General features: G+C 59.1%; 24 protein-coding genes. 18 read left to right on the top strand and 6 right to left on the bottom strand.

What is annotated here, in order from left to right; genetic code table 11:
- Nucleotides 1–2: 2 nt before the first annotated feature.
- Together AC6BYQ_RS17675 and uriH are read right to left on the bottom strand one after the other, a co-directional pair.
- The gene (locus AC6BYQ_RS17675) at nt 3–1,685 is read right to left on the bottom strand and encodes a PglL family O-oligosaccharyltransferase (protein ID WP_498057283.1); all 1,683 of its coding nucleotides are present in this window, start codon (nt 1,683–1,685) and stop codon (nt 3–5) included.
- Between the two features lie 693 nt (nt 1,686–2,378).
- Complete coding sequence (gene uriH / locus AC6BYQ_RS17670) at nt 2,379–3,320, bottom strand: uridine-preferring nucleoside hydrolase UriH (protein WP_019453164.1); 942 nt, start codon at nt 3,318–3,320, stop codon at nt 2,379–2,381.
- Nucleotides 3,321–3,527: 207 nt separating this feature from the next.
- On the opposite strand from uriH, the gene AC6BYQ_RS17665 reads away from it, so the two are divergent.
- Together AC6BYQ_RS17665 and AC6BYQ_RS17660 are read left to right on the top strand one after the other, a co-directional pair.
- The gene (locus AC6BYQ_RS17665) at nt 3,528–3,803 is read left to right on the top strand and encodes a zinc ribbon domain-containing protein (protein ID WP_019453163.1); all 276 of its coding nucleotides are present in this window, start codon (nt 3,528–3,530) and stop codon (nt 3,801–3,803) included.
- Nucleotides 3,800–4,144: a hypothetical protein gene (locus tag AC6BYQ_RS17660; protein ID WP_063918689.1), complete on the top strand. Its 345-nt coding sequence runs from the start codon at nt 3,800–3,802 to the stop codon at nt 4,142–4,144. The genes AC6BYQ_RS17665 and AC6BYQ_RS17660 overlap by 4 nt, the downstream gene beginning before the upstream one ends.
- Here the strand turns inward: AC6BYQ_RS17660 and aaeR are convergent.
- Nucleotides 4,135–5,046, bottom strand: coding sequence for an HTH-type transcriptional activator AaeR (aaeR, locus tag AC6BYQ_RS17655; RefSeq protein ID WP_025160124.1), 912 nt, complete (start codon nt 5,044–5,046; stop codon nt 4,135–4,137). The two genes, AC6BYQ_RS17660 and aaeR, sit on opposite strands and share 10 nt — an antisense overlap.
- Before the next feature lie 314 nt (nt 5,047–5,360).
- Between aaeR and aaeX the strand changes: the two genes are divergently transcribed.
- The 5 genes from aaeX to AC6BYQ_RS17630 all read left to right on the top strand — a co-directional run bounded on the left by aaeX (nt 5,361) and on the right by AC6BYQ_RS17630 (nt 9,533).
- Nucleotides 5,361–5,564, top strand: a complete 204-nt coding sequence (gene aaeX, locus AC6BYQ_RS17650; RefSeq protein ID WP_004936952.1) for a p-hydroxybenzoic acid efflux pump operon protein AaeX — start codon at nt 5,361–5,363, stop codon at nt 5,562–5,564.
- 7 nt (nt 5,565–5,571) lie between these two features.
- Nucleotides 5,572–6,507, top strand: coding sequence for a p-hydroxybenzoic acid efflux pump subunit AaeA (gene aaeA, locus AC6BYQ_RS17645; protein WP_498057281.1), 936 nt, complete (start codon nt 5,572–5,574; stop codon nt 6,505–6,507).
- Nucleotides 6,507–8,474 (top strand): p-hydroxybenzoic acid efflux pump subunit AaeB, encoded by a 1,968-nt coding sequence (aaeB, locus tag AC6BYQ_RS17640; RefSeq protein ID WP_498057280.1) that lies wholly within the window; start codon nt 6,507–6,509, stop codon nt 8,472–8,474. The genes aaeA and aaeB overlap by 1 nt, the downstream gene beginning before the upstream one ends.
- A gap of 280 nt (nt 8,475–8,754) precedes the next feature.
- Nucleotides 8,755–9,228 (top strand): ribonuclease, encoded by a 474-nt coding sequence (locus tag AC6BYQ_RS17635; RefSeq protein WP_019453158.1) that lies wholly within the window; start codon nt 8,755–8,757, stop codon nt 9,226–9,228.
- Between the two features lie 5 nt (nt 9,229–9,233).
- Nucleotides 9,234–9,533 carry a barstar family protein gene (locus AC6BYQ_RS17630; RefSeq protein WP_019453157.1) on the top strand — a complete coding sequence of 100 codons (300 nt, stop codon included), beginning with the start codon at nt 9,234–9,236 and terminating at the stop codon, nt 9,531–9,533.
- A gap of 30 nt (nt 9,534–9,563) precedes the next feature.
- Here AC6BYQ_RS17630 and yjgA read toward each other — a convergent pair whose 3' ends face one another.
- A complete protein-coding gene (gene yjgA / locus AC6BYQ_RS17625; RefSeq protein ID WP_197667931.1) occupies nt 9,564–10,112 on the bottom strand; it encodes a ribosome biogenesis factor YjgA in 549 nt (182 codons plus the stop codon).
- Between the two features lie 190 nt (nt 10,113–10,302).
- On the opposite strand from yjgA, the gene AC6BYQ_RS17620 reads away from it, so the two are divergent.
- From AC6BYQ_RS17620 to cybC, 4 genes are all read left to right on the top strand, one after another.
- Nucleotides 10,303–10,665 carry a type II toxin-antitoxin system RelE/ParE family toxin gene (locus tag AC6BYQ_RS17620; protein ID WP_498057279.1) on the top strand — a complete coding sequence of 121 codons (363 nt, stop codon included), beginning with the start codon at nt 10,303–10,305 and terminating at the stop codon, nt 10,663–10,665.
- Nucleotides 10,649–10,987 (top strand): helix-turn-helix domain-containing protein, encoded by a 339-nt coding sequence (locus AC6BYQ_RS17615; RefSeq protein ID WP_498057278.1) that lies wholly within the window; start codon nt 10,649–10,651, stop codon nt 10,985–10,987. Before AC6BYQ_RS17620 ends, AC6BYQ_RS17615 begins: the two co-directional genes overlap by 17 nt.
- 175 nt (nt 10,988–11,162) lie before the next feature.
- A complete protein-coding gene (pmbA, locus tag AC6BYQ_RS17610) occupies nt 11,163–12,503 on the top strand; it encodes a metalloprotease PmbA (RefSeq protein WP_063918690.1) in 1,341 nt (446 codons plus the stop codon).
- 138 nt (nt 12,504–12,641) lie between these two features.
- Complete coding sequence (cybC, locus tag AC6BYQ_RS17605) at nt 12,642–13,028, top strand: cytochrome b562 (protein ID WP_019453154.1); 387 nt, start codon at nt 12,642–12,644, stop codon at nt 13,026–13,028.
- Between the two features lie 4 nt (nt 13,029–13,032).
- Here the strand turns inward: cybC and AC6BYQ_RS17600 are convergent, their stop codons facing one another.
- The gene (locus AC6BYQ_RS17600) at nt 13,033–13,815 is read right to left on the bottom strand and encodes an AraC family transcriptional regulator (RefSeq protein ID WP_019453153.1); all 783 of its coding nucleotides are present in this window, start codon (nt 13,813–13,815) and stop codon (nt 13,033–13,035) included.
- A 283-nt stretch (nt 13,816–14,098) separates the two neighbouring features.
- Between AC6BYQ_RS17600 and AC6BYQ_RS17595 the strand changes: the two genes are divergently transcribed.
- Genes AC6BYQ_RS17595 through AC6BYQ_RS17585 form a run of 3 tightly spaced genes read left to right on the top strand, consistent with a single transcriptional unit; the run spans nt 14,099 to nt 17,212 of the window.
- Nucleotides 14,099–15,553, top strand: a complete 1,455-nt coding sequence (locus AC6BYQ_RS17595; RefSeq protein ID WP_498057277.1) for an FAD/NAD(P)-binding protein — start codon at nt 14,099–14,101, stop codon at nt 15,551–15,553.
- Entirely contained in the window at nt 15,550–16,431 is an 882-nt protein-coding gene (locus AC6BYQ_RS17590) for a formyltransferase family protein (RefSeq protein ID WP_498057276.1), read from the top strand. The genes AC6BYQ_RS17595 and AC6BYQ_RS17590 overlap by 4 nt, the downstream gene beginning before the upstream one ends.
- Nucleotides 16,424–17,212, top strand: coding sequence for a sulfite exporter TauE/SafE family protein (locus tag AC6BYQ_RS17585; RefSeq protein WP_498057275.1), 789 nt, complete (start codon nt 16,424–16,426; stop codon nt 17,210–17,212). The genes AC6BYQ_RS17590 and AC6BYQ_RS17585 overlap by 8 nt, the downstream gene beginning before the upstream one ends.
- A gap of 37 nt (nt 17,213–17,249) precedes the next feature.
- On the opposite strand, the gene rnk is transcribed toward AC6BYQ_RS17585, so the two are convergent.
- Nucleotides 17,250–17,660: a nucleoside diphosphate kinase regulator gene (gene rnk / locus AC6BYQ_RS17580; RefSeq protein WP_004936993.1), complete on the bottom strand. Its 411-nt coding sequence runs from the start codon at nt 17,658–17,660 to the stop codon at nt 17,250–17,252.
- A gap of 444 nt (nt 17,661–18,104) precedes the next feature.
- Here rnk and AC6BYQ_RS17575 point away from each other — a divergent pair, with 444 nt between their 5' ends.
- The 4 genes from AC6BYQ_RS17575 to AC6BYQ_RS17560 are packed head-to-tail and all read left to right on the top strand — an operon-like array spanning nt 18,105 to nt 19,936.
- Nucleotides 18,105–18,431 (top strand): glycine dehydrogenase, encoded by a 327-nt coding sequence (locus AC6BYQ_RS17575; protein ID WP_086012753.1) that lies wholly within the window; start codon nt 18,105–18,107, stop codon nt 18,429–18,431.
- A 36-nt stretch (nt 18,432–18,467) separates the two neighbouring features.
- Nucleotides 18,468–18,833, top strand: coding sequence for a glycine-rich SFCGS family protein (locus AC6BYQ_RS17570; RefSeq protein WP_019453148.1), 366 nt, complete (start codon nt 18,468–18,470; stop codon nt 18,831–18,833).
- Nucleotides 18,833–19,129: a DUF4312 family protein gene (locus tag AC6BYQ_RS17565; RefSeq protein WP_019453147.1), complete on the top strand. Its 297-nt coding sequence runs from the start codon at nt 18,833–18,835 to the stop codon at nt 19,127–19,129. The genes AC6BYQ_RS17570 and AC6BYQ_RS17565 overlap by 1 nt, the downstream gene beginning before the upstream one ends.
- 30 nt (nt 19,130–19,159) lie before the next feature.
- A complete protein-coding gene (locus AC6BYQ_RS17560; RefSeq protein WP_004937006.1) occupies nt 19,160–19,936 on the top strand; it encodes a DUF4311 domain-containing protein in 777 nt (258 codons plus the stop codon).
- Nucleotides 19,937–19,939: the final 3 nt, after the last annotated feature.

The raw sequence follows: 19,939 nt of genomic DNA, 5'->3' as shown, positions 1-19,939 counted from the left end.
CCCTATCTGAACCGCGCATCCCACGAAAACAGGAAGGCGGCTTCCCGCTGGCGAGCATCGGCTTCCGCCTGAGCGCCCTGGTAACGCAAGATCATGATCAGCGTGGCGTAGACGTTGGCGTCGATACGGCGCAGCAGATAGGCATTGGCCCACTGTCGATAGCCGGTCAACAGGGCGTCATCACGCGTCTGGTTATAGACCAGCAGCGAATGAGATTGCTCGTCGAAGGTTTTGCGCTCCCGGTAGATCCAGGCGGCCGGCGGCGGCATCTGCTCGATGCTGTCGATATTTGCCAACATAGTGCGTTCCGACTGGGTGAGCGCCATGCGCCCTTGCCAGGCGAAGACCGCCATCACCAGCACGCCGATCGCCGCCATCGCCACCGGCAGGCTCAGGGCTTTGGCGAACGGCAGCGGGCGGGGTTCGCCGGTTTGGCTGTCCAGCAACGCCAACAGCAACAGAAACGCCAGCCAGTGCGGCGCAGACAGATAGAAAGGGTATTCCAGCTGAGTGTGCACCAGCATTGGCAGCAGCACCAGAAACAGCCCGACGCGCGCGCCGGCCGGCTGCTCGCGATCCCGTTGCCAGGCGCGTTTCAGCAGCAGCGCGCCGGCGGCGAGGAGGATAACGATACCCGCCAGCGCCGGCAGGCCGCCCTCAACCCACCACAGCAGGATTTCATTGTGTGGATGCCCGGCGACTTCCAACACTTCTCGCCAGGGCATTTCCTGCAGACGGAAATGCGCGAAGCTGTATTCAAAGCCGCCGTAGCCCCAGCCCAGCAATGGTTTGGCCAGGATCATGCTTAGGGTATCCAGCAGCATCGTCAGACGTGAATAATTCGAGCCTTCGCGTGCGATAAGACTTGAGCGGCCATCAAGACCAAGACCGGTGAACAGAAACATCAGGCCAAGCGCGATGCCCAACAGCAGCGCGCCGCCGGCCCAGCGGCTTGTGGCCGGATGCTGGTGGGCAAAACGCCACAGCAGCAACGCAGCCGCCAATGCCCCGCCCAGCCAGGCGGCGCGCGATTGAATCAGCACCAGCAGGGCGGAGAAAACGATCAGCAGCGCGAGCAGCGGAAGTTGCCGCCGCCGTGCCGGCGCAGAGAGAGGGGCAAGCAGCAGCCAGAGTGCCAAAGCCAGCCCGGTGGCGATAAAGCTGCCCAGCACGTTCGGCTGCTGAAAGACGCCGTAGACCCGGTTGCCGTTAGGGGATACCCAGGCCAGCGCAGGGGCGAACAGCTGCAGAGCCGCCAGCAATGCCTGAACGCCGACGGCGAACAGCAGGCCGTACAGCAGCAGGCTGCGCTGCCGGGGAGTTGGGCGCAGCTGCAGGCAGGCGACATAGAACAGCCAACCGCCGAGCAAACCGGCGCAGCGCCACAGGGCATCTTCGCGCCACTCGGGGCGGGTATACAGCAGCGGCAGCGCCAGCACGGCGATGCCGAGCAGCAACAGCCGGGCGGTAGGGGTAAGCGAAAGACGGGTACGGCCAAGGCAAACGGTGAAGGCCACTATCAGCGTAGTGAGCGCCATGGCGCTCCAGGCCAGAATATTTTGCGGCAGCGCCAGGCCACCGCCGCCCATGTTGGGGTGATAAACCGGCAAAATCACCGCCATCCAGATCAGCAGCAGGGGCAGCACGGCGGCAGTCGGTATGTTAACGGGGGATTTATCGGTCATGGTAAACCCGCCATGTCTCGATATCGTCTATTGAATGCATGTTTTTATTATTCCCTGTCTTTTATTACGGTGTTTAAATTCGCTGATGCTTCAATTCCTAAAAATATTATGAAAATTTAAAATCATTCATGTCTAAATGATAATTTATTTTCACGCTGAGAATTGCGGGGTGCTGCTTGCATAAAGAAAGGTTAAGCCGCATTGGTTCACCTGTAAAAGGCATTTTCGGTGTGTAAAAAATAGAGGTGTCATTTTCTCAAATCTATTGCGATTCAGTCAATTCTTCATTAAGCAATTTAAATTTTCAATTAAAATCAATCAATTGAACTCATCTTTGGTGTGGGCTGGCGCAGTGGGTGAGTACGATGATGGGTTGCATCGACAGGCAAGACGGAGAATAAAGGCGTCAATCCTCTGTTAAGTTTATGTTGCCAATACCGGTGTAGCGACCGCAATTTATTTTATCTTCATCTGTCGCTTTTTTTCATATTTGATTTGAGTGCTGTGATTTTATTTTTATTAAGATTTTTCTCGTCTTTGAGTGTTTTTCATGGTTTTTATTTAATGCTCTATTGTTAGGAATATTCTGCTGTCTTGAAAATAAAAGAGGCCATGGCCTGAGCCTCACGCTTGACGCGATATGGTGCAGACTAACGCGCCCGTAAAAGCGCGTTAATCTCGTCTCTCATTCGCTTACTCCACCTCACCGATCCGCTCCAGCGCATCCACCACCAGATCCCAGAATTTATCCTGATCCAGTTTGACCGCCACCTGGGTGTGGCAATCCGGCGGCGGCGGCGCGCGGAAGTCCGCCACCGTCATGCCTAGCGTCAGGGTGCCGGTCAGTTCGATATCCACCGGTGCCTTGCGCACCGTCATCACGCTGGGATCGATCACGTAGGCGACTGCGCAGGGGTCGTGTACCGGCGGGGCGCTAAAGCCCTGCGCCTGTTGGTACATACGGCCAAAGAATGCCAGCAGTTCGCCGACGAACGTGGCCGGCCGGGTGCCGAGGGCGGCGATGCGTTCGCAGATTGCTGGCGTGGCCAGCGCCTGGTGGGTGAGATCCAGCCCGACCATGGTCAGCGGCCATTTTTCGTTAAACACGATGTGCGCCGCTTCGGGGTCGATTTTGATATTGAATTCCGCCACCGCGCTCCAGTTGCCCACATGATAGCCGCCGCCCATCAACACCACTTCCTTGACCCGTTCGGCGATGCGCGGCTCTTTGCGCACCGCCATGGCGATATTGGTCAGGCCGCCGGTCGGCACCAGCGTCACGCTGCCGGGCGGATGAGCCATCACCGTATCGATGATCAGATCTACCGCATGGCGCGTATCCAACTGCAGGTGGGGCTCCGGCAATACCGGGCCATCGAGGCCGGAATCGCCGTGAATGTCAGGCGCCACTTCGATATTGCGCACCAGCGGGCGCGGGCAGCCGGCGGCGAAAGGCACGCCGGTGATATTGGCGATGCGCGCCACCGCCAGGGCGTTGCGCGTCACTTTGTCCAGCGTTTGGTTGCCCACCACGGTGGTGACCGCCAGCAGGTCGATCTGCGGATTGCCCCAGGCCAGCAGCAGGGCGATAGCGTCGTCATGCCCCGGGTCACAGTCCAGTATGATTTTTTTCATGGTTATTCCTGATGCAGGGAGAGGTTCCCGCAGCATAACGCAGTGCGGCGAGGTGGGGGAATGCCGATGCGAATTTTGTTAACTACATCAAAGCCTTGCCGATCATTCGATGTAATGAAACGTAAATCCTGCTCGCCGGGCTTTACCCTGGAGTTTACTCCAGGGTTTACAGTGAGGTTCAGCGTTAATGCACAGAGGAGAGGCGTGATGAGCTTACTGAAAAGGTTGTTGGGGCAAGGTGGTGTTAACGGCGGTCATCAGCGCGCGGGTCACCGCGGCGGGCATCATGGCAACCGCTATAGCCAGCATGGCGATCAGGGGCCGCAGTGTCCGGAATGCCAGGCGGTGAATAAATCGGGCGCGCGTTACTGTCACCGTTGCGGCCAGCCGTTTGCCGCGGTGAGCGCCACCTGCGGGCAGTGCGCCGCGCCGCTGCCGCCGGGCAGCCGCTTTTGCCCGCAGTGCGGCGGCGGCGTACCGTGAACCGGGGCGGCTGGACGCTCGCGCTGTTGCTCGGCGCGATGGTGCTGTGGACGCTGCTGGCCTGGGGCGTTGCCGGTATGCTGGCCTGGCTCCCGGCGTTGGCGGAGGCGGCCGGCGACGCATCCCTGCCGGTAAACGGCGCGCTGAGCCTGGTGCCGCAGACGATGCTGGACGCCTGGCTGCCGTGGCTGAAACAGCTGGGCAGCGGTCTGGCGAGCTATTTTCCTCTGTTGCTGACCTGGGCGGGTTACGCCGTTTGGCTGCTATGGGGCCTCGGCATGTTGGCGCTGATGCTGCTGGGCGCGCTGGCGCGCCGCTATTTGAGCGCCGCTCAGCGATAGCCCTGATAGACCGCCGCTACGCGCTCGAAATAGTCGGTTAAATAGTTGATGCACACCTGCACCTTCAGCGGCAGTTTGTCCTTTTCGGTATAGAGCGCGTAGATCGGCCGCGGATCCGAATGGTAGCTTTTGAACAGGATCTCGATCTCGCCGCGTTTGATCTCTTCGATCACCCACATCAGCGGGGCGTAGGCGATGCCGGCGCCGTTTTTCAACCAGCGGATCATGGTGGAGGAGTCGTTGGTCACGAAGCGCCCCTGCGGCGAAATGCGCGTGGTGATGCCTTCCGGCGACATCAGTTCAAATTCGCTGTCAGGCCGCACGCTGTATTCCAGCCAGGAGAAGTTAACCATGTCGCTCGGTTTCTGCGGCGTGCCGTGCTGGCTCAGGTAGCTTTTGGCGGCGCACACCACCATCGGCATCTGCCCCAGGCGGCGAGAGAACAGGCTGGAATCCTGCAGCGCCCCGGTGCGGATCACCAGATCCAGCCCGTCGGCGATCAGATCCGGCGCCGGTATGCCGGTCACCAGGTTGACCGTCAGGCCCGGGTACTCTTTCATCATTTCGGCGGTCATGTTCGCCAGCACGTTTTGCGCCATGGTGGAGGAGCTGCCGATGCGCAGCGTGCCGGCGGGCGTATTGTTAAACGCATACAGCTGCTCATGCACTTCACTGACTTCCTGCAGCATGCGCCGGCAGCCCTGATAGTAGATTTTGCCGGCTTCGGTCAGGCCGATGCTGCGCGTGCTGCGGTTCAGCAGCTTGACCTGCAGCTCATTTTCCAGTTTCGAGACGGTTTGGCTGATCGATGAAACGCTCATGTCGAGTTGGCGCGCGGCCGCGGTAAACGACCCGAACTCAACCACTTTGGCGAATACCGACATCCGTTTTAATCTTTCCATTATTCACTCTGGCTTAAAAGTGATTTAGATCACAGATTGTTGATGCCTTGATAGTAAGCAGGCTAATATAACGTGGTCGGGTGAATAGACCTTACCAACGTGCGAGAGCGAGCGGCCCTGCAATCCTGCCGCTCCTCCGGCACCCTCGCAATCCCTGTCGTGGATGTCTGCCCCAAAGTTTAACCTTTTTTCGGGTTCGTGACCTGGACAAGCTGTCCGGTCAAGATTTGTGGCGCGCGCACGCTAAAATGTAAAGAGAATGTGAATGGCAAGGCCCGTCGTCCCCCGGCGCAGTGAACAATAAGGAAAAAGTGATGAGTTTGCTTCCGGTTATGGTCATCTTCGGACTGTCGTTTCCGCCGGTGTTTTTCGAGCTGTTGGTGTCGCTGGCGCTGTTTTTTCTCCTGCGCCGCCTGCTGCAGCCGACGGGGATTTACGATTTTGTCTGGCATCCGGCGCTGTTTAACACCGCGCTGTATTGCTGCCTGTTTTATTTGATTTCATGTCTTTTTGTTTGAGGTCGCTGTGAAAAATTTTTCGATAAAAATAACCCGGATCGCGATCACTTTGATTCTTGTGCTGCTGGGGATCGTTGCGGTGTTCAAGGCCTGGGTGTTTTACACCGAGTCGCCGTGGACGCGCGACGCCAAGTTCACCGCCGACGTGGTGGCGATCGCCCCGGACGTCAGCGGCCTGCTGACCGACGTGCCGGTGGTGGACAACCAGCTGGTGAAAAAAGGGCAGGTGCTGTTCGTGGTCGATCGGCCGCGCTATGAGCAGGCCCTGGCGGAAGCCGGCGCCGACGTCGCCTACTATCAAGCGCTGGCGGCGGAAAAACGGCGTGAGGCCGGCCGCCGCGTGAAGCTGGGCGTGCAGGCGATGTCGCAGGAAGAGATCGACCAGTCGAACAACTCGCTGCAGACCGTGCAGCACCAGCTGGCGAAGGCCGTAGCGGCGCGCGAGCTGGCGCAGCTGGATCTGGAACGCACCACGGTGCGCGCCCCGGCCGATGGCTGGATCACCAACCTCAACGTACACGCCGGCGAATACATCACTCGCGGCTCGGTGGCGGTGGCGTTAGTGAAGAAAGACTCCTTCTACATCCTGGCTTACCTGGAAGAAACCAAGCTGAGCGGCCTGAATAAGGGCGACCGCGCGGAGATCACCCCGCTGGGCAGCAACCGCATCATGCATGGCACCGTCGACAGCGTGGCGGCGGCGGTAAACAACAGCAGCAGCACGGTCAACAGCAAAGGGTTGGCGTCGATCGACAGCAACCTGGAGTGGGTGCGCCTGGCGCAGCGCGTGCCGGTGAAGATCCTGCTGGACGCCAAGGATCAGCAGCATCCGTACCCGGCCGGCACTACCGCGACCGTGGTGATCGTCGGCAAGAACGACCGCAATGCCGACAGCGGCTCGCCTTTTGTGCGCCTGATGCACCGGCTGCGTGAGTTCGGCTGATGAACAGCCCAACCTTCATCCGGCTGAGATTTGCCTTCAAACTCAGCTTCGCGATTGTGTTTGCGCTGTTCGTCGGCTTCCACCTCAATCTGGAAACCCCGCGGTGGTCGGCGATGACCGCTGCCATCGTCGCCGCCGGCCCGGCCTTTGCCGCCGGCGGTGAACCCTTCTCCGGCGCCATCCGCCATCGCGGCTGGCTGCGCATCATCGGCACCTTTATCGGCTGCTTCGTCGGCCTGATCATTATCATCACCACCGCCCGCGCGCCGGTGGTAATGCTGCTGCTGTGCTGCATCTGGGCCGGGTTCTGCACCTGGATTTCTTCGCTGATCAAGGTGGAAAACTCTTACGCCTGGGGGTTGGCCGGTTATACCGCGCTGATCATCATCGTCACCGTCGCCACCAGCGAAGCGCATCTGTTGGAAGCGCCGCAGTTCGCTATTGAGCGTTGCAGCGAGATCGTGCTGGGGATCGTCAGCGCCGTGCTGGCGGATCTGCTGTTTTCGCCGCGCTCGATCAAGCAGGACATCGATCGGGCGGTCGATCAACTGCTGGTGGAGCAATACCGCCTGCTGCAGATGTGCATCAGCAACGCCGATAAAGAGGACATCGACCGCGCCTGGAGCAACCTGGTGAAGAGCACCACGGCGCTGGACGGCATGCGCAACAACCTGATGATGGAGTCCTCGCGCTGGCAGAAGGTCAATCGCCGGGTAAAAGCGTTGCATACCCTGTCGCTGACGCTGATCACTCAGGCCTGCGAAACCTATCTGATCCTGCTGAATCACCCGGACGCGTTGCAAGCGAGCCTGCGGGAGCAGCTGATGGTGCCGGCGGAAAACCCGCCGGAGATCCACAAACGCATGAAGCTGCTGCGCCAGGTGCTGACCACCCATCGCTCCGATGAAACGCTGCCGACCATCACCGGCTGGGTCGGCGCGGCGACGCGCTACCTGCTGCTGTCGAAGGGCGTGCATACCAACGGCAGCATCAGCGCGGTTGAAGAGGACGTGTTGAGCAAAGAAACCGTGGTCAAACCGACCTCGGCGGAAGGGCACCACGCGATGATCAACGGCCTGCGCACCTTCGTGGCGACGGCCTTCGGCAGCCTGCTGTGGCTGTGGACCGGTTGGACATCCGGCAGCGGTTTTATGGTGATCATCGCGGTGATCACTTCGCTGGCGATGCGCACCCCGGCGCCACGCATGGTGGCGATGGATTTCGTGCTGGGGATGCTGGCGGCGATCCCGGTCGGTTCCCTGTTCTTCATGGTGATCCTGCCGGCGACGCAGCAGAGCATTCTGCTGTTGTGTCTCAGCCTCGGTCTGCTGGCGTTTTTCATCGGTATCGAGGTGCAAAAGCGGCGGCTCGGTTCGCTGGGGCTGTTAGCGGGGACCATCAACATTCTGGTGCTGAGCAACCCAATGGAGTTTAACGTGACCCAGTTTCTCGACGGGGCGCTCGGCCAGTTCCTCGGCAGCTGCGTCGGGCTGATGGTGCTGCTGCTGATCCGCGACAATTCGCGCGAACGCACCGGCCGCACGTTGCTCAACCAATTCGTCAGCAGCGCGGTGTCGGCGCTGACCACCAAGGCGGCGCGCCGCCGGCAGAACCACTTGCCGGCGCTGTATCAGCAGCTTAACCAGCTGCTGATGATGTTCCCGAACGATATCGCCAAGTATCGTCTGGCGCTGAACCTGATCATCGCCCATCAGCGCATGCAGCGGGCGGAAATCCCGATCAGCGAAGAGCTGTCGGCCTTCCACCGCCAGATCCGCAGCACCGCCGATCGGGTGGTCTCCGCCAAGAACGACGTCAAGCGCGCTTATTACTACGATCGCTTGCTGGGTGAAATGAACGAGTACCAGCAAAAGCTGGTAGACAATCAGGCACCGCTCAGCGTCACCGGGCCGGTGAAACGCCTGGCCGACATGCTGCATCGCTATCGTCACGCATTGATCGATTGATGCGTTCCCACCTGTTGCGCCGCGCGATGCGGCGCCTTCCCTGACTATACTGAAAGCAATGCCTGGCACGGCGGGTCGTCTCATGTGAGACGGCCCGTTTTCAGAGAGACTCCGAGTGCCAGAACGGCTGGAAAGTGGCATCATTGTCATGAATGGATGAAACCTTCGCCGCCGCGAAAACGTTACGCGGCGGTCATCTTAGTTTCATCCAGAACGGCTATATACCTAACTAGCCTGGGGGAGCTGCGGCGCCTCCCGCGGCATAATTTCAGGGAATGTCATGAACAAGCGGATTCTGTTGGCGATCGTCATCGCCGTCGTTATCGCCGTTTTCAGCGCCTTGCGCGGCAACGAGCACCGAGCGATCGGCGGCAACCCGGCGGTAACGCAGGCACCGGCATCGGCGGGGCAGCCGCAGAGCATCGATCGGCTCACGCAGCAGCAAACGGTGGTGAGTTACCTGCAGCAGCATCAGCGCCTGCCGGACTATTACGTCACCAAGAAGCAGGCGCGAGAGCAGGGTTGGGATCCGCGTTCAGGCAACCTCTGTTCGGTATTGCCGGGCAAGGCGATTGGCGGCGATCGATTCTCTAACCGTGAGGGGCAGTTGCCGACCGCCGGCGGCCGGGTTTGGCGCGAAGCGGACATCAATTACCAGTGTGGCCGGCGCGGCGCCGATCGCCTGCTGTATTCGAGCGACGGTCTGATCTTCGTCACGCGCGACCATTACAAAAACTTCATTCGTGTGGAGTGAGTTTGATGGCAAAAGTAGAGTTTGATTTTGAGCAGATCCAGGATGTGCCGGCCTTCTACCGCGATTTCGCGCACAAGTTTGCGCTGAACGAGGAGTTTGGCGCCAACCTCGACGCGCTGTGGGACGTGGTGACCGGCGATATCGGTTTGCCGGTGGAAATCGAGTTCACCCACCTGAATGCCCGCAGCAAGCGTCGTTTCGGCGCGATCATTCTGCTGTTTGAAGAGGCGGAAGAAGAGCTGGAAGGCAGCCTGCGTTTCAATATCCGCGAAAGCAGCGGCGAACCGGCGCATCACCGGGGATGAAACGGGTTCATCCCGGGATGGCGGCAGCGCTTAGTCGGTCGCTTCGGCCAGCTCGCGCAGGTATTGGAAGATCTGGCGGTAAGCCTTAGGCGGCTTGTTGGCGGCCTTCTCTTTCTGCGCGTTGCGCACCAGTGAACGCAGCTGTTGGCGATCGGCGGCCGGGTACAGATCCAGGATCGACGGGATAGCGTCATCGCCTTCTTCCACCAGGCGGTCGCGCAGCGCTTCCAGCTTATGGAACAGCGAAACCTGCTGGTTGTGGCGGTTTTTCAGCTTGTCGAGTGCGGTCTGGATCGGCTCGATATCGCGGGCGCGCAGCATCTTGCCGATCAACTGCAGCTGACGGCGACGGCCTTCTTTCTTGATCTTTTGCGCCAGCTCGATGGCGGCACGCAAATCTTCGTCCAACGGAATGCGGTCCAGCGCGTTTTTGCCCAGATCGACCATTTCGGCCCCCAGGTCTTTCAGCGCTTCGGCATCACGTTTAATTTCACTTTTACTGACCCAGATAATCTCGTCATCGTCCTCGTTTTCATTCTCCGGGACATCGTCGAGCCAGTCTTCAGGCTGTTTGTTCATGGTAGGCTCCGTTAAAAAGAGGCTAATCCTAACAGGTTGTCCGGCAACCCGCCAATTGCGTGCCCTGAGCAAACTGAGTATAGCTGCCACACTGGGGCATTATCATGCCTTGCCGCCTGTCCTCTGAATTCATGCTGTTGTTTTTATCATCATGTATGTATAAAATTTTATACAAAAGGAGGTGGTATTCATGGATGACGGCATCGAGAAAGCCATTGATTGGCGCGGTTCATCGTTAGCGGATTTGCTGGCCTTTCCAATCGATGCGCGAAAAGCGGCAGGATTTGAACTGAGTAAAGTGCAAAGAGGTCTGGAACCCGGTAATTGGAAACCGATGGTCAGCTGCGGAAGTGGCGTTATCGAAATCCGTTTATATGCCATCGGCGGTGCGTTCAGGGTGGTCTATGTGGCAAAGTTCAGCGAAGCGATCTACGTTCTGCACAGCTTTCAAAAGAAGGCGGAGAAAACCAGCCGCCACGATATTCAGATAATCAAAGCGCGTTATGACGCGGTCATTAATGAGCGGAGTAAAGGTCATGACCAAGCCGATTGATACCGGTTCGCGCCACGTTACGCCAACAGGCGGCAATGTGTTTGCGGACTTGGGGTTTTCCGCCGACGAGGCTCGGCAATTACAAGCGCAGTCCAATGCGGAAATTGCGCAGCTTATCGCACTGAAAAAGCAGCTGATGGGAGAGATCAGCGCGTGGATTGAGGAAGAAGGTTATCGTCAGGAGGAGGCGGCACGTTATCTGCACACTTCCCGGCCGCGTGTGTCCGACGTAGTGAATCAGAAAACCGAGAAGTTCACGCTGGATGCGTTGGTCAACATGATGGCGAATATCGGCAAGTCGATAAAACTGATCGTCGAGTGACGGGGGAGTTTTGCATGTTATCCCGGTTTTGCCTTTCGGCTTTATGCGAAATTCAACGCGGTTCCTGTTAGACTCAACGGCAGAGATCTCAGGATTTTTGCGCGCCGCCTCGCGTGCACAACTACGCCGCTCCGGCACTTTTCTCAACGATTTTCTGATTAATTATGGCAGATTGATGAAAGTAGTCACTCAAGTTGCAGAACAGCGCAAGGCGCTGGAACAGGCCGTTTCTCAGGCGCTGGAGCTGGCTCGCGCCGGTTCCGACGCGGCGGAAGTCGCGGTCACCAAATCGACCGGCATCAGCGTCAGCACCCGCTTCGGCGAAGTGGAAAACGTCGAGTTCAACAGCGATGGCGCGCTGGGCATTACCGTGTATCACCGCCAACGCAAAGGCAGCGCCTCATCCACCGATCTCAGCCCGGACGCCATCGCCCGCACCGTGCAGGCGGCGCTGGACATCGCTCGCTACACCTCGGAAGATCCTTGCGCCGGCCCGGCGGAGAAAGAGTTGCTGGCGTTTGAGGCGCCGGATCTCGATCTGTTCCACCCGATCGAACTGGACGCCGATCGCGGCATCGAGCTGGCGGCGCGCGCCGAGCAGGCTTCGCTGGCGGCGGACAAACGCATCACCAACACCGAAGGCGGCAGCTTCAACAGCCACTACGGCATCAAGGTGTTCGGCAACAGCCACGGCATGCTGCAAAGCTACTGTTCCAGCCGTCACTCGCTGTCCAGCTGCGTCATCGCGGAGCAGGACGGCGACATGGAGCGGGATTACGCTTACACCATCGGCCGGGCGATGGGCGATCTGCAAAGCCCTGAGTGGGTGGGTCAGGAGTGCGCCCGCCGCACGCTGGCGCGTCTCGCGCCGCGCAAACTGTCGACCATGAAGGCGCCGGTGCTGTTCGCTTCCGAGGTGGCCACTGGGCTGTTCGGCCATCTGGTGGGCGCCATCAGCGGCAGCAGCGTTTATCGCAAATCCACCTTCCTGCTGGACTCGCTCGGCAAGCAGATCCTGCCGGCGTGGCTGACCGTCGAGGAGCATCCGCATCTGTTGAAAGGGCTGGCGTCGACGCCGTTCGACAGCGAAGGCGTGCGCACCCAACGGCGTGATATCGTCAAGGACGGCGTGCTGCAGACCTGGCTGATGACCAGCTATTCGGCGCGCAAGCTGGGCCTGCACAGCACCGGCCATGCCGGCGGCATCCATAACTGGCGCATTGCCGGGCAGGGCGCCGACTTTGCCGGCATGCTGAAACAGCTTGGCACCGGCCTGGTAGTCACCGAGTTGATGGGGCAGGGCGTCAGCGGCGTCACCGGCGATTACTCGCGCGGTGCCGCCGGTTTCTGGGTGGAAAACGGCGAAATCCAATATCCGGTCAGCGAGATCACCATCGCCGGCAACCTGAAAGACATGCTGCGCAACATCGTCAGCGTCGGCAGCGATATCGAAACCCGCAGCAATATCCAGTGCGGTTCGGTGCTGTTGCCGGAAATGAAGATCGCCGGCCAGTGATCCCCAGCGCAGCCGGCGCCCGCCGGCTGCGCATTATCCTGTCTCAACCTTGCTTACAAATCTCCGGTTTCGATTTCGCCCGGCCTTGCCTATGGTAACGGTGGGTTAATTAAAACAATAACTGGAAGGTGAGCAAACATGCAGAATACCCTGAAAGCGCTGGCGGCGTTGGCGCTGCTGGCGGCCAGTTCGCTGGCGGTCGCCGCCGATCTCGGCGACGATATGGACACCCTGGCGGAAAACTACAAAACGGTGCTGAATACCGACTCCGCCGCCACCCTCAAGCAAAGCCTGCAGAACATGCGCGCGGCGGCGCAGGACGCCAAACTAGGCACCCCGCCGAAGCTGGAGGACAAAGCCGCCGACAGCCCGGAAATGCAAGATTTTCATCGCGGATTGGATACCCTGATCGGCCAGATCGATCAGGCACTGGCGCTGGCCAATCAAGGTAAAGTCGCCGAAGCGAAGCAAGTGGCGCAGGGCTTCAAGCAGACCCGCGACGCCAACCACAAGAAATTCCGCTAATCCGTCAACCCTCGCGCCCGTCCTCCGTCAGATAGGCAGAGGGCGCCTGCCCCAGCACGCGGCGAAACATGGTTGAAAACGCCGCGCTGCTGTCATACCCCATCTCCATCGCCACCTGCGTCACGCTGCACCCTTCCGCCAGCAGCGCCAGCGCCAGCACCACGCAGGCGCGCTGGCGCCATTGCGAAAACGGCATACCGGTCTGCGCGCGAAAGAAGCGGCTGAAGGTGCGAATGCTCATGTACAGACGCGGGGCCCACTGCTGCGCGGAGTCGTGGGCGTCGGGATGCTGCAAAAAGGCGTGGCACAGCTCGCCGAGCCGCGGATCGGCGGGCAGCGGGATATGCAGCGGCAAGGGCTGCAGCCGGGCCAGCTCGTGCAGCAGCAGGGTCGCCAGCGCCCCGTCGCGTCCCGCTTGCTCATACTCCAGCGGCATATCCACCGCCGCCATCAACAGCTGGCGCATCAGCGGGGTGACGCTGACCACCTGGCATACCTGAGGCTGCGCGGCGGACAAGGCGCCGGGTTCGAGGTACAGGCTGCGAGTGGTGACGCCGACCATCCTCACCGCGTGCGGCATCTGCGGCGGCAGCCATACCGCGTGCTGTGGCGGGACCACCCAATTGCCTTGCTGCGTGAAAACGTGCATCACGCCGGTGGCGCCGTACAGCAACTGCGCGCGCCGGTGGCTGTGCATCGGCAACAGGTGCCCCGGCGGATAGTCGGTCCCGATGGCGATCACCGCGCGCGCTACATGGTCGAAGTCATCAATGCGAACATTGCGCATGTATCCCCTTTGGCGAGCAGATTGGCCGAAACGCAATGATAGTTGGCCCTTCATATAAAGCAAGCCAGCTCCCCGGGTTCTACTATCGGGGCAGAAAAATAATGCTTGTCCGGGGCGCCGTTATTTTATCGGCCAGGAAGCCCGTGCAAGTTTTCACACCGGGGTGGGACGAGCGTTCTCGTTCTCGCAATACAAGAAGTTAATAAGGAATAAGGCGTCTTTTTATTCCAACACCTGAAGCAATAGTTCTTAGCGCAGTTCAATGACTATAAGGTGATATTTCATGTATAAGTTCGGTGTGATTGGCGGCGGAGCCGCCGGGATCTCTTTTGCCTATAACTTTATAAAAAATAAGTCGGTTAATCATTGCAAAAGACCGCTTTCCCTGACGGTTTTCGACAAGCAGGGCTTCAAGGGCGGGATGGCATACAGCAGCGATTTTGACAGCCATATATTAAATATGACGCCGGAAAATATGTCGGCGGATATTTTCGACGAAGCGCATTTCGTCGATTGGATCGCCATGCATTTTCCGCAATTTTGTCAGGATCGTTATCCGCCGCGCTGGCTATATCGGGAATATCTCGATTTTATTCGCGACATGACAATGTATATGGCGGCGGACAGTAACGTGACATTGAATTTCGTGGCCGCCGAAGTGAACGCCATCGCGCCGCACGAGGCGGGCTATCGGCTGACCACCGCCTGCGGCGCCGTCGAACAGATGAACGCGCTGGTGCTGTGTTCGGGGCACAACCCGCCGGAATGTCTCTATCCGGTGGACGGGGTGATCGCTTATCAGGCGCATCAGGAGCTGCCGCCGATCAACCCTTACTCGGCCATCGGTGTCATCGGCTGCAGCCTGACGGCGATCGACGCCATCGTTGAACTTATGGAGCGTTTGGGGGCGACCGATATCTGTGCCCTGTCGCGTTCCGGTCTGTTCCCCAGCGTGCAGCCGGCGCTGATGCGTCCGCCGCCGGAAGCGTTTGTGACGGAGCTGCGGCGCTTTGTCGCCGGCAATGATTTTATTGATGCGCATCGGCTGGTGCATGCGATCAACGCCGCGCTGGCGCGTCACTATCCGGGGCCGGAGCGGTTGGTGGTGCTTTCGGCGCTGGGGGAAAGGCGCGACTGTTATCGCGATCTGGCGGACAGCCTCGATCGGGCGCGCTTTGCCCGGGAACATATCTGCAGCTATCTGGCGGCGATCCATCCGACAGTCTGCGCCGCCTGGGTCAAGATGGATGCTCATAACCGGCAGGTCTTCATGCGTTTTTACAACTCCTCCTGGATGCGCAATCGGCACGCCATGCCGATCAAAAACGCCAACAAGATCGCGGCGGCCCTGGAGAGCCAGCGTCTGCGCGTCTGTGGCGGCCTGGCGGATATCAGCAAGGGAGCGGACGGGTTTATCCTGCGTTGCCATGATGCTCGGGTGCATACGCAATACCTGTTCAACTGCACCACGCCCTCTTATCAACTGCCGCCCAATCGCCTGAGCCATCAGCTGCTGGAGGATGGGCTGGTGCAGGAGAACCTGTTCGGCGGCGTGAAGTGCGACCCGCATACGCTGAAAATCGCGGACCGCCGCGGTCGCGAGCAGCATCTTTACTCGCTCGGCGCGCCCGCCAAGGGCGACCTTTTCTACACCTCGGCGATGGAATCCATCACGCGGGATATCAGCAAGATCGTGTTCAATAACCCTATTTTCAATGCAAAGAAGGCTGAAGTATGAAAAACGTAGCGCTCTTTGTCGGCAACGACATTTTCTCCTGGCTGGTGTGCCAGGATCTGATCGCCGCCCTGAAGGACGACTGTGCTTTTACGGTGTATTTCCCCCTGGCGAAAAGCGCCGGACGCACACAGGAGCCGGCGGTTCGCCGACTGGGGTTGTATGAGCGCGAAGTGCTGAATGATTTCGTGTTTCCGTTCGTTGGCCGCAACGCCGGCGTCTGCGAGGGCGCCTATCAGCCGCCGGCCCTGTTCCTGGCCGCCGCCGGGGTAAAAGCGCATCGCGTTCTCGACATCAACGACGCCACGTTTATCAGCAGCCTCGGGCATATGGACGGGGTGATCTCCCTGCGTTGTTATCAGAAATTTTCCGCTGACTATGTGCGCGCCTTCAGCCGACGCGGCAAGCTGCTGTGGAACCTGCATCCGGGGGATTTGCCGCGCTATCGCGGGGTGATGACGCTGTTCCGGGCGATGATGAACGGTGACAAGGATTGTGCGGTGACGCTGCATGAAATGGATGAGCACTGGGACGCGGGGCCGGTGCTCGCCCGCTTGCCTGCCGAGCTGCGTCACGACCTGTCGTTCCTGGAAAATATGATGCTGCTGGGCGTGCAGAGCGGCGGCTTCCTGGCGCGCCAGCTGATGCGGGCGGAGCACAGCGAAGCGATAGCGGCGGAGAAGCAGGGCGATTCGCGCTATTGGGGCTTCCCGGACGCGCAGACGCTGGCGCTGGCGGAACAGGCGGGCATTGAGCTGGTGGACCATGACGCCGTGCGCGAACAGTACCTGGGGCTGTTCGTCGGCGATCGTTTCCACCCGCTGGCGGGGCAGTTCTGCGCCGGGTTCGACGACTTCGTTCGGGCGCACGGCCATGATTGAAACGCTCATCGTGCTGGGTGCCGGTTTTCTGACCGGCATCACCACTATTCTGTTCGGCTTCGGCGGCGGTTTTGTGGTGGTGCCCTTTGTCTATCACTTGATCTCCGCGTCGGGCGAGCAGCCCGGTCAGGCGATGCATATTGCGGTGGCGACCTCGACGGCGGTGATGATCCTCAACGCCAGTTACGCCACCCTGACCAACTGGCGCAGCGGCAACCTGCTGCGCGAAGCCATCGTGCCGCTGATCTTTTTCATCGGCATCGGGGCGGCGCTGGGCGCGTTCGCCTCCTCGCTGTTGGCGGACGGCGTGATACGTGGGCTGTTCGTGGTCTATATGGCGGTGACCATCGCCGACTGTCTGTTCCGCCGGGGCTTCCTGATCAAACCGGCGCGCGCCGAACTGTCCACCGCCACGCTGTGGGGCGGCGGGCCGCTGATCGGTGGCATCGCCACTCTGCTGGGGGTGGGCGGCAGCGTGATGACCGTGCCGCTGCTGCGCCGCCATGGTTATGACATGAAGTATTGCGTCAGCGCCGCCAACCCGTTGTCGATCCCGGTTGCGGTGATCGGCGCGCTGATGTATGTCGTGTTGGGGTGGCGCGAGATGAGCGGGCCGCAGTATCTGGGCTACGTCAATCTGAACATTCTGGGGCTGCTGGTGGCGGCGGGGATTGCGGGGATCGTGTTTGCCAGGCGCTGTTTGCCGAAGGTGAGCGATGCACTACATGCCAAAATCTACGTACTGCTGCTGATCGCCGTGCTGATCGCCATCTGCCTCTGAGACAGAAAGGGCGGCCGGATGCCGCCCTGATAACCGCCTAACGGTGGTATTCGCCCGCCGCTTCCGGCTGGTACAGCAATTCCAGCACTTCAATCCGCGCTTCTTCACCGTTCGGCAATTGCCAGGAGATCTGCTTGCCGACGTGCATGCCGAGCAGCGCTGCGCCCAGTGGCGCCATCACCGACAGCTGATCGTGGCTGTCTTTCAGCGATGCCGGATAGACCAGCGTGCGCACGTGCTCTTCATCGGTGTGCAGATCGCGAAAACGCACGCGGCTGTTCATGGTCACCACGTTGGCCGGCATCTTCTCAGGCGGCAGGATCTCCGCGCGATCCAATTCGTCGTTCAGCGCGGCGGCGACGTCGGTGTTGGCAAAGGCCGGTTGTTCCAATAGCGCATCCAGGCGTTCCGCATCCAGCTCATTAATAGTAATGATGGGTTTGGTCATTCCACTCTCCAGTCAAATCAAAGGGTGCCAGTCTGTGCACCCATAAATTCGGAAAAACAACACAAAGCAACACCCCCGCGCCAGAGGAGCGGGGGTGTGGGTAATGTCGGTTTGTCCTATTGATAGTAGGCGGTTGAGGCGAGAAAAGAAAGAGATCCCGATCACGAAGGCTTTTATCGTCAATCGAGGCAAAAAAAACCGTTAGCCGGGTTATGTAATTGTTATCTCATTTACTTTTTCGCCGCCGCGCCGTTTTGCGAAATGGATCTCTGCGCGTCATTCGATTTCCACTTCGAACTGGAAAAAACCGGTCTACACAGAAAATCCTGGCGGGGGTAGGGTAAAGACATCACAGAAAGCGGGTTATTCAGGTGATGCGCTTTACGGCTTACTGATTAATGTGGGATCTAGGGGTACTGAAAAGTGAATGATGGATCTGCTTCGATAAAAGAAATTGAACAATCCGATGTCAGCGAAGCCGGGGCGATCACCGCTCGGGTATTGGCGGATATTACCGCGATGCTGAATGCTGACAATATTTATACCAATGCGGTGCAGCAACAGATGCTGGAGTCGCATATTCGCGCCATGGTGCTGCGTTCAATAACCGGTGAGCCATTGCCGGAGGTGGATAAATCGTTATTCGACGAAATTTCTGCCGAATCCATGCAAATGGCGGAGCGCGTGGTGAATCAGTTTGGCACATTGCCTATCGAAGAAGCCTATTTGCTGTCCGTGCACTTCGAAGTGGCGAAAGATAATAACGCATAGCGGTTAACGCATCGATTTCAATCAGGAGAATATACCATGGGTCAAATTACCGTAGTGATCGGCGATCGTTTGGGTAAAGGGCAAAAAGTCGGACAAGGCGTTGAAAGCGCAGGCGGAAAAGCGGTAGTCATCCCCGGCGTGGCGGCGGATATGAAGCTGGGCGACGTGATGAAAGCGGAAAACGCGCAGCTGGGCATCTCTTTTTGCGGCAGCGGCGGCGCCGGCGCGATTACCGCGCAAACCAAACACGGCTACAAGGCAAAATACGGCATGCGTTCGGTGGAAGAGGGCGTGACGGCAATTAACGAAGGCTACAACGTGCTGGGCTTCGGCTTTATGGATAAAGAAGAGCTGGGCCAGAAACTGGTGGAAGCCTACGTCAAAAAACATGGCAATCCATAATGAAAGAGCAATATACCACATCGGTAAAGGTGGAGGGTAAAGGCGACAGCAAAGCGAAAGCTTTTGCTTCCGCCTTGGCTAATGTGCAGGGCGCGGTATTAAAGTCCACCAATAATATTCTGCTGCGCATCGAGCCGCAGGACGTCAGCGTCTTGAAAGCGGAAGAGAAAATAACTAAAGAGAAATTTCTTTTCTTCTTTTTGCCGCGCGAAAGAAAAAGCTATGCCGTTTCTCTGGAAATAACCGTGAACGTAACCATTATCAACACCGAGAAGGTTGTCTTCGTCACGAAATAAAAACGTTAGCATAAATGAAAGGGTATACTGATGTTTTTAATCATCTTATTTAAATCGATTATTATCGGTGGACTGGTGGGGGTCGGCGTAGGGGCCGGCGCCGCGCGCATGTTCCACGCACCGACCACACAGGGCATGGGGGCGTTTCGCACCCTGGGCGAGCTGAACTCCTGCGAGGGCGATCCGGCTTCCCATTTCTCATTCGGTCTGGGCTTCTTCTTCAACGCCTGGGCGTCTTCCGTGGCGGCGGGTTCCTTCACGCAGGACGTCGACCACCGCATCATTCCGCACTGGGGCGCGGCGGCCTTGATGGTCAAGAACCGCAACCTGGCGCAAACGCTGCACGATCCGAAAAAAATGGCTATCGCCTGCGGCATCATCGGCATGCTGGTGGTGGCCTTCCTCAACACCACCGCTTCCGCCGTGCCCGCCGCGCTGCAGGTCACCGCGATCAAGGTGCTGGTGCCGGCGGCCAACCTGCTGGTGAATACCGTGATGCCGGTGATCTTCTGGTTGGCGGCGATCGACGCCGGGCGCCGTTCCGGCTTCTGGGGCACCATCTTCGGCGGCCTGGCGCAGCTGATCATGGGCAACGCCGTACCGGGCCTGGTGCTGGGCATTCTGATCGGCAAAGGCGTGGAAGAGAGCGGCTGGAACAAGATAACCAAGATCATGATGGCGGTGATCGTGCTGTTGTTCGTGCTGAGCGGCTTCTTCCGCGGCTTCGACATGAAAGTTCTCGAGTCCTTCAGCCTCGGCGTGCCGGGCTGGCTGGACGCCATTCACAACACCCTGAGCGGTAAATAAGGA

Source organism: Serratia sp. LTN-2 (assembly GCF_059740205.1).
This window is presented reverse-complemented; position numbering and strand designations above follow the sequence as displayed.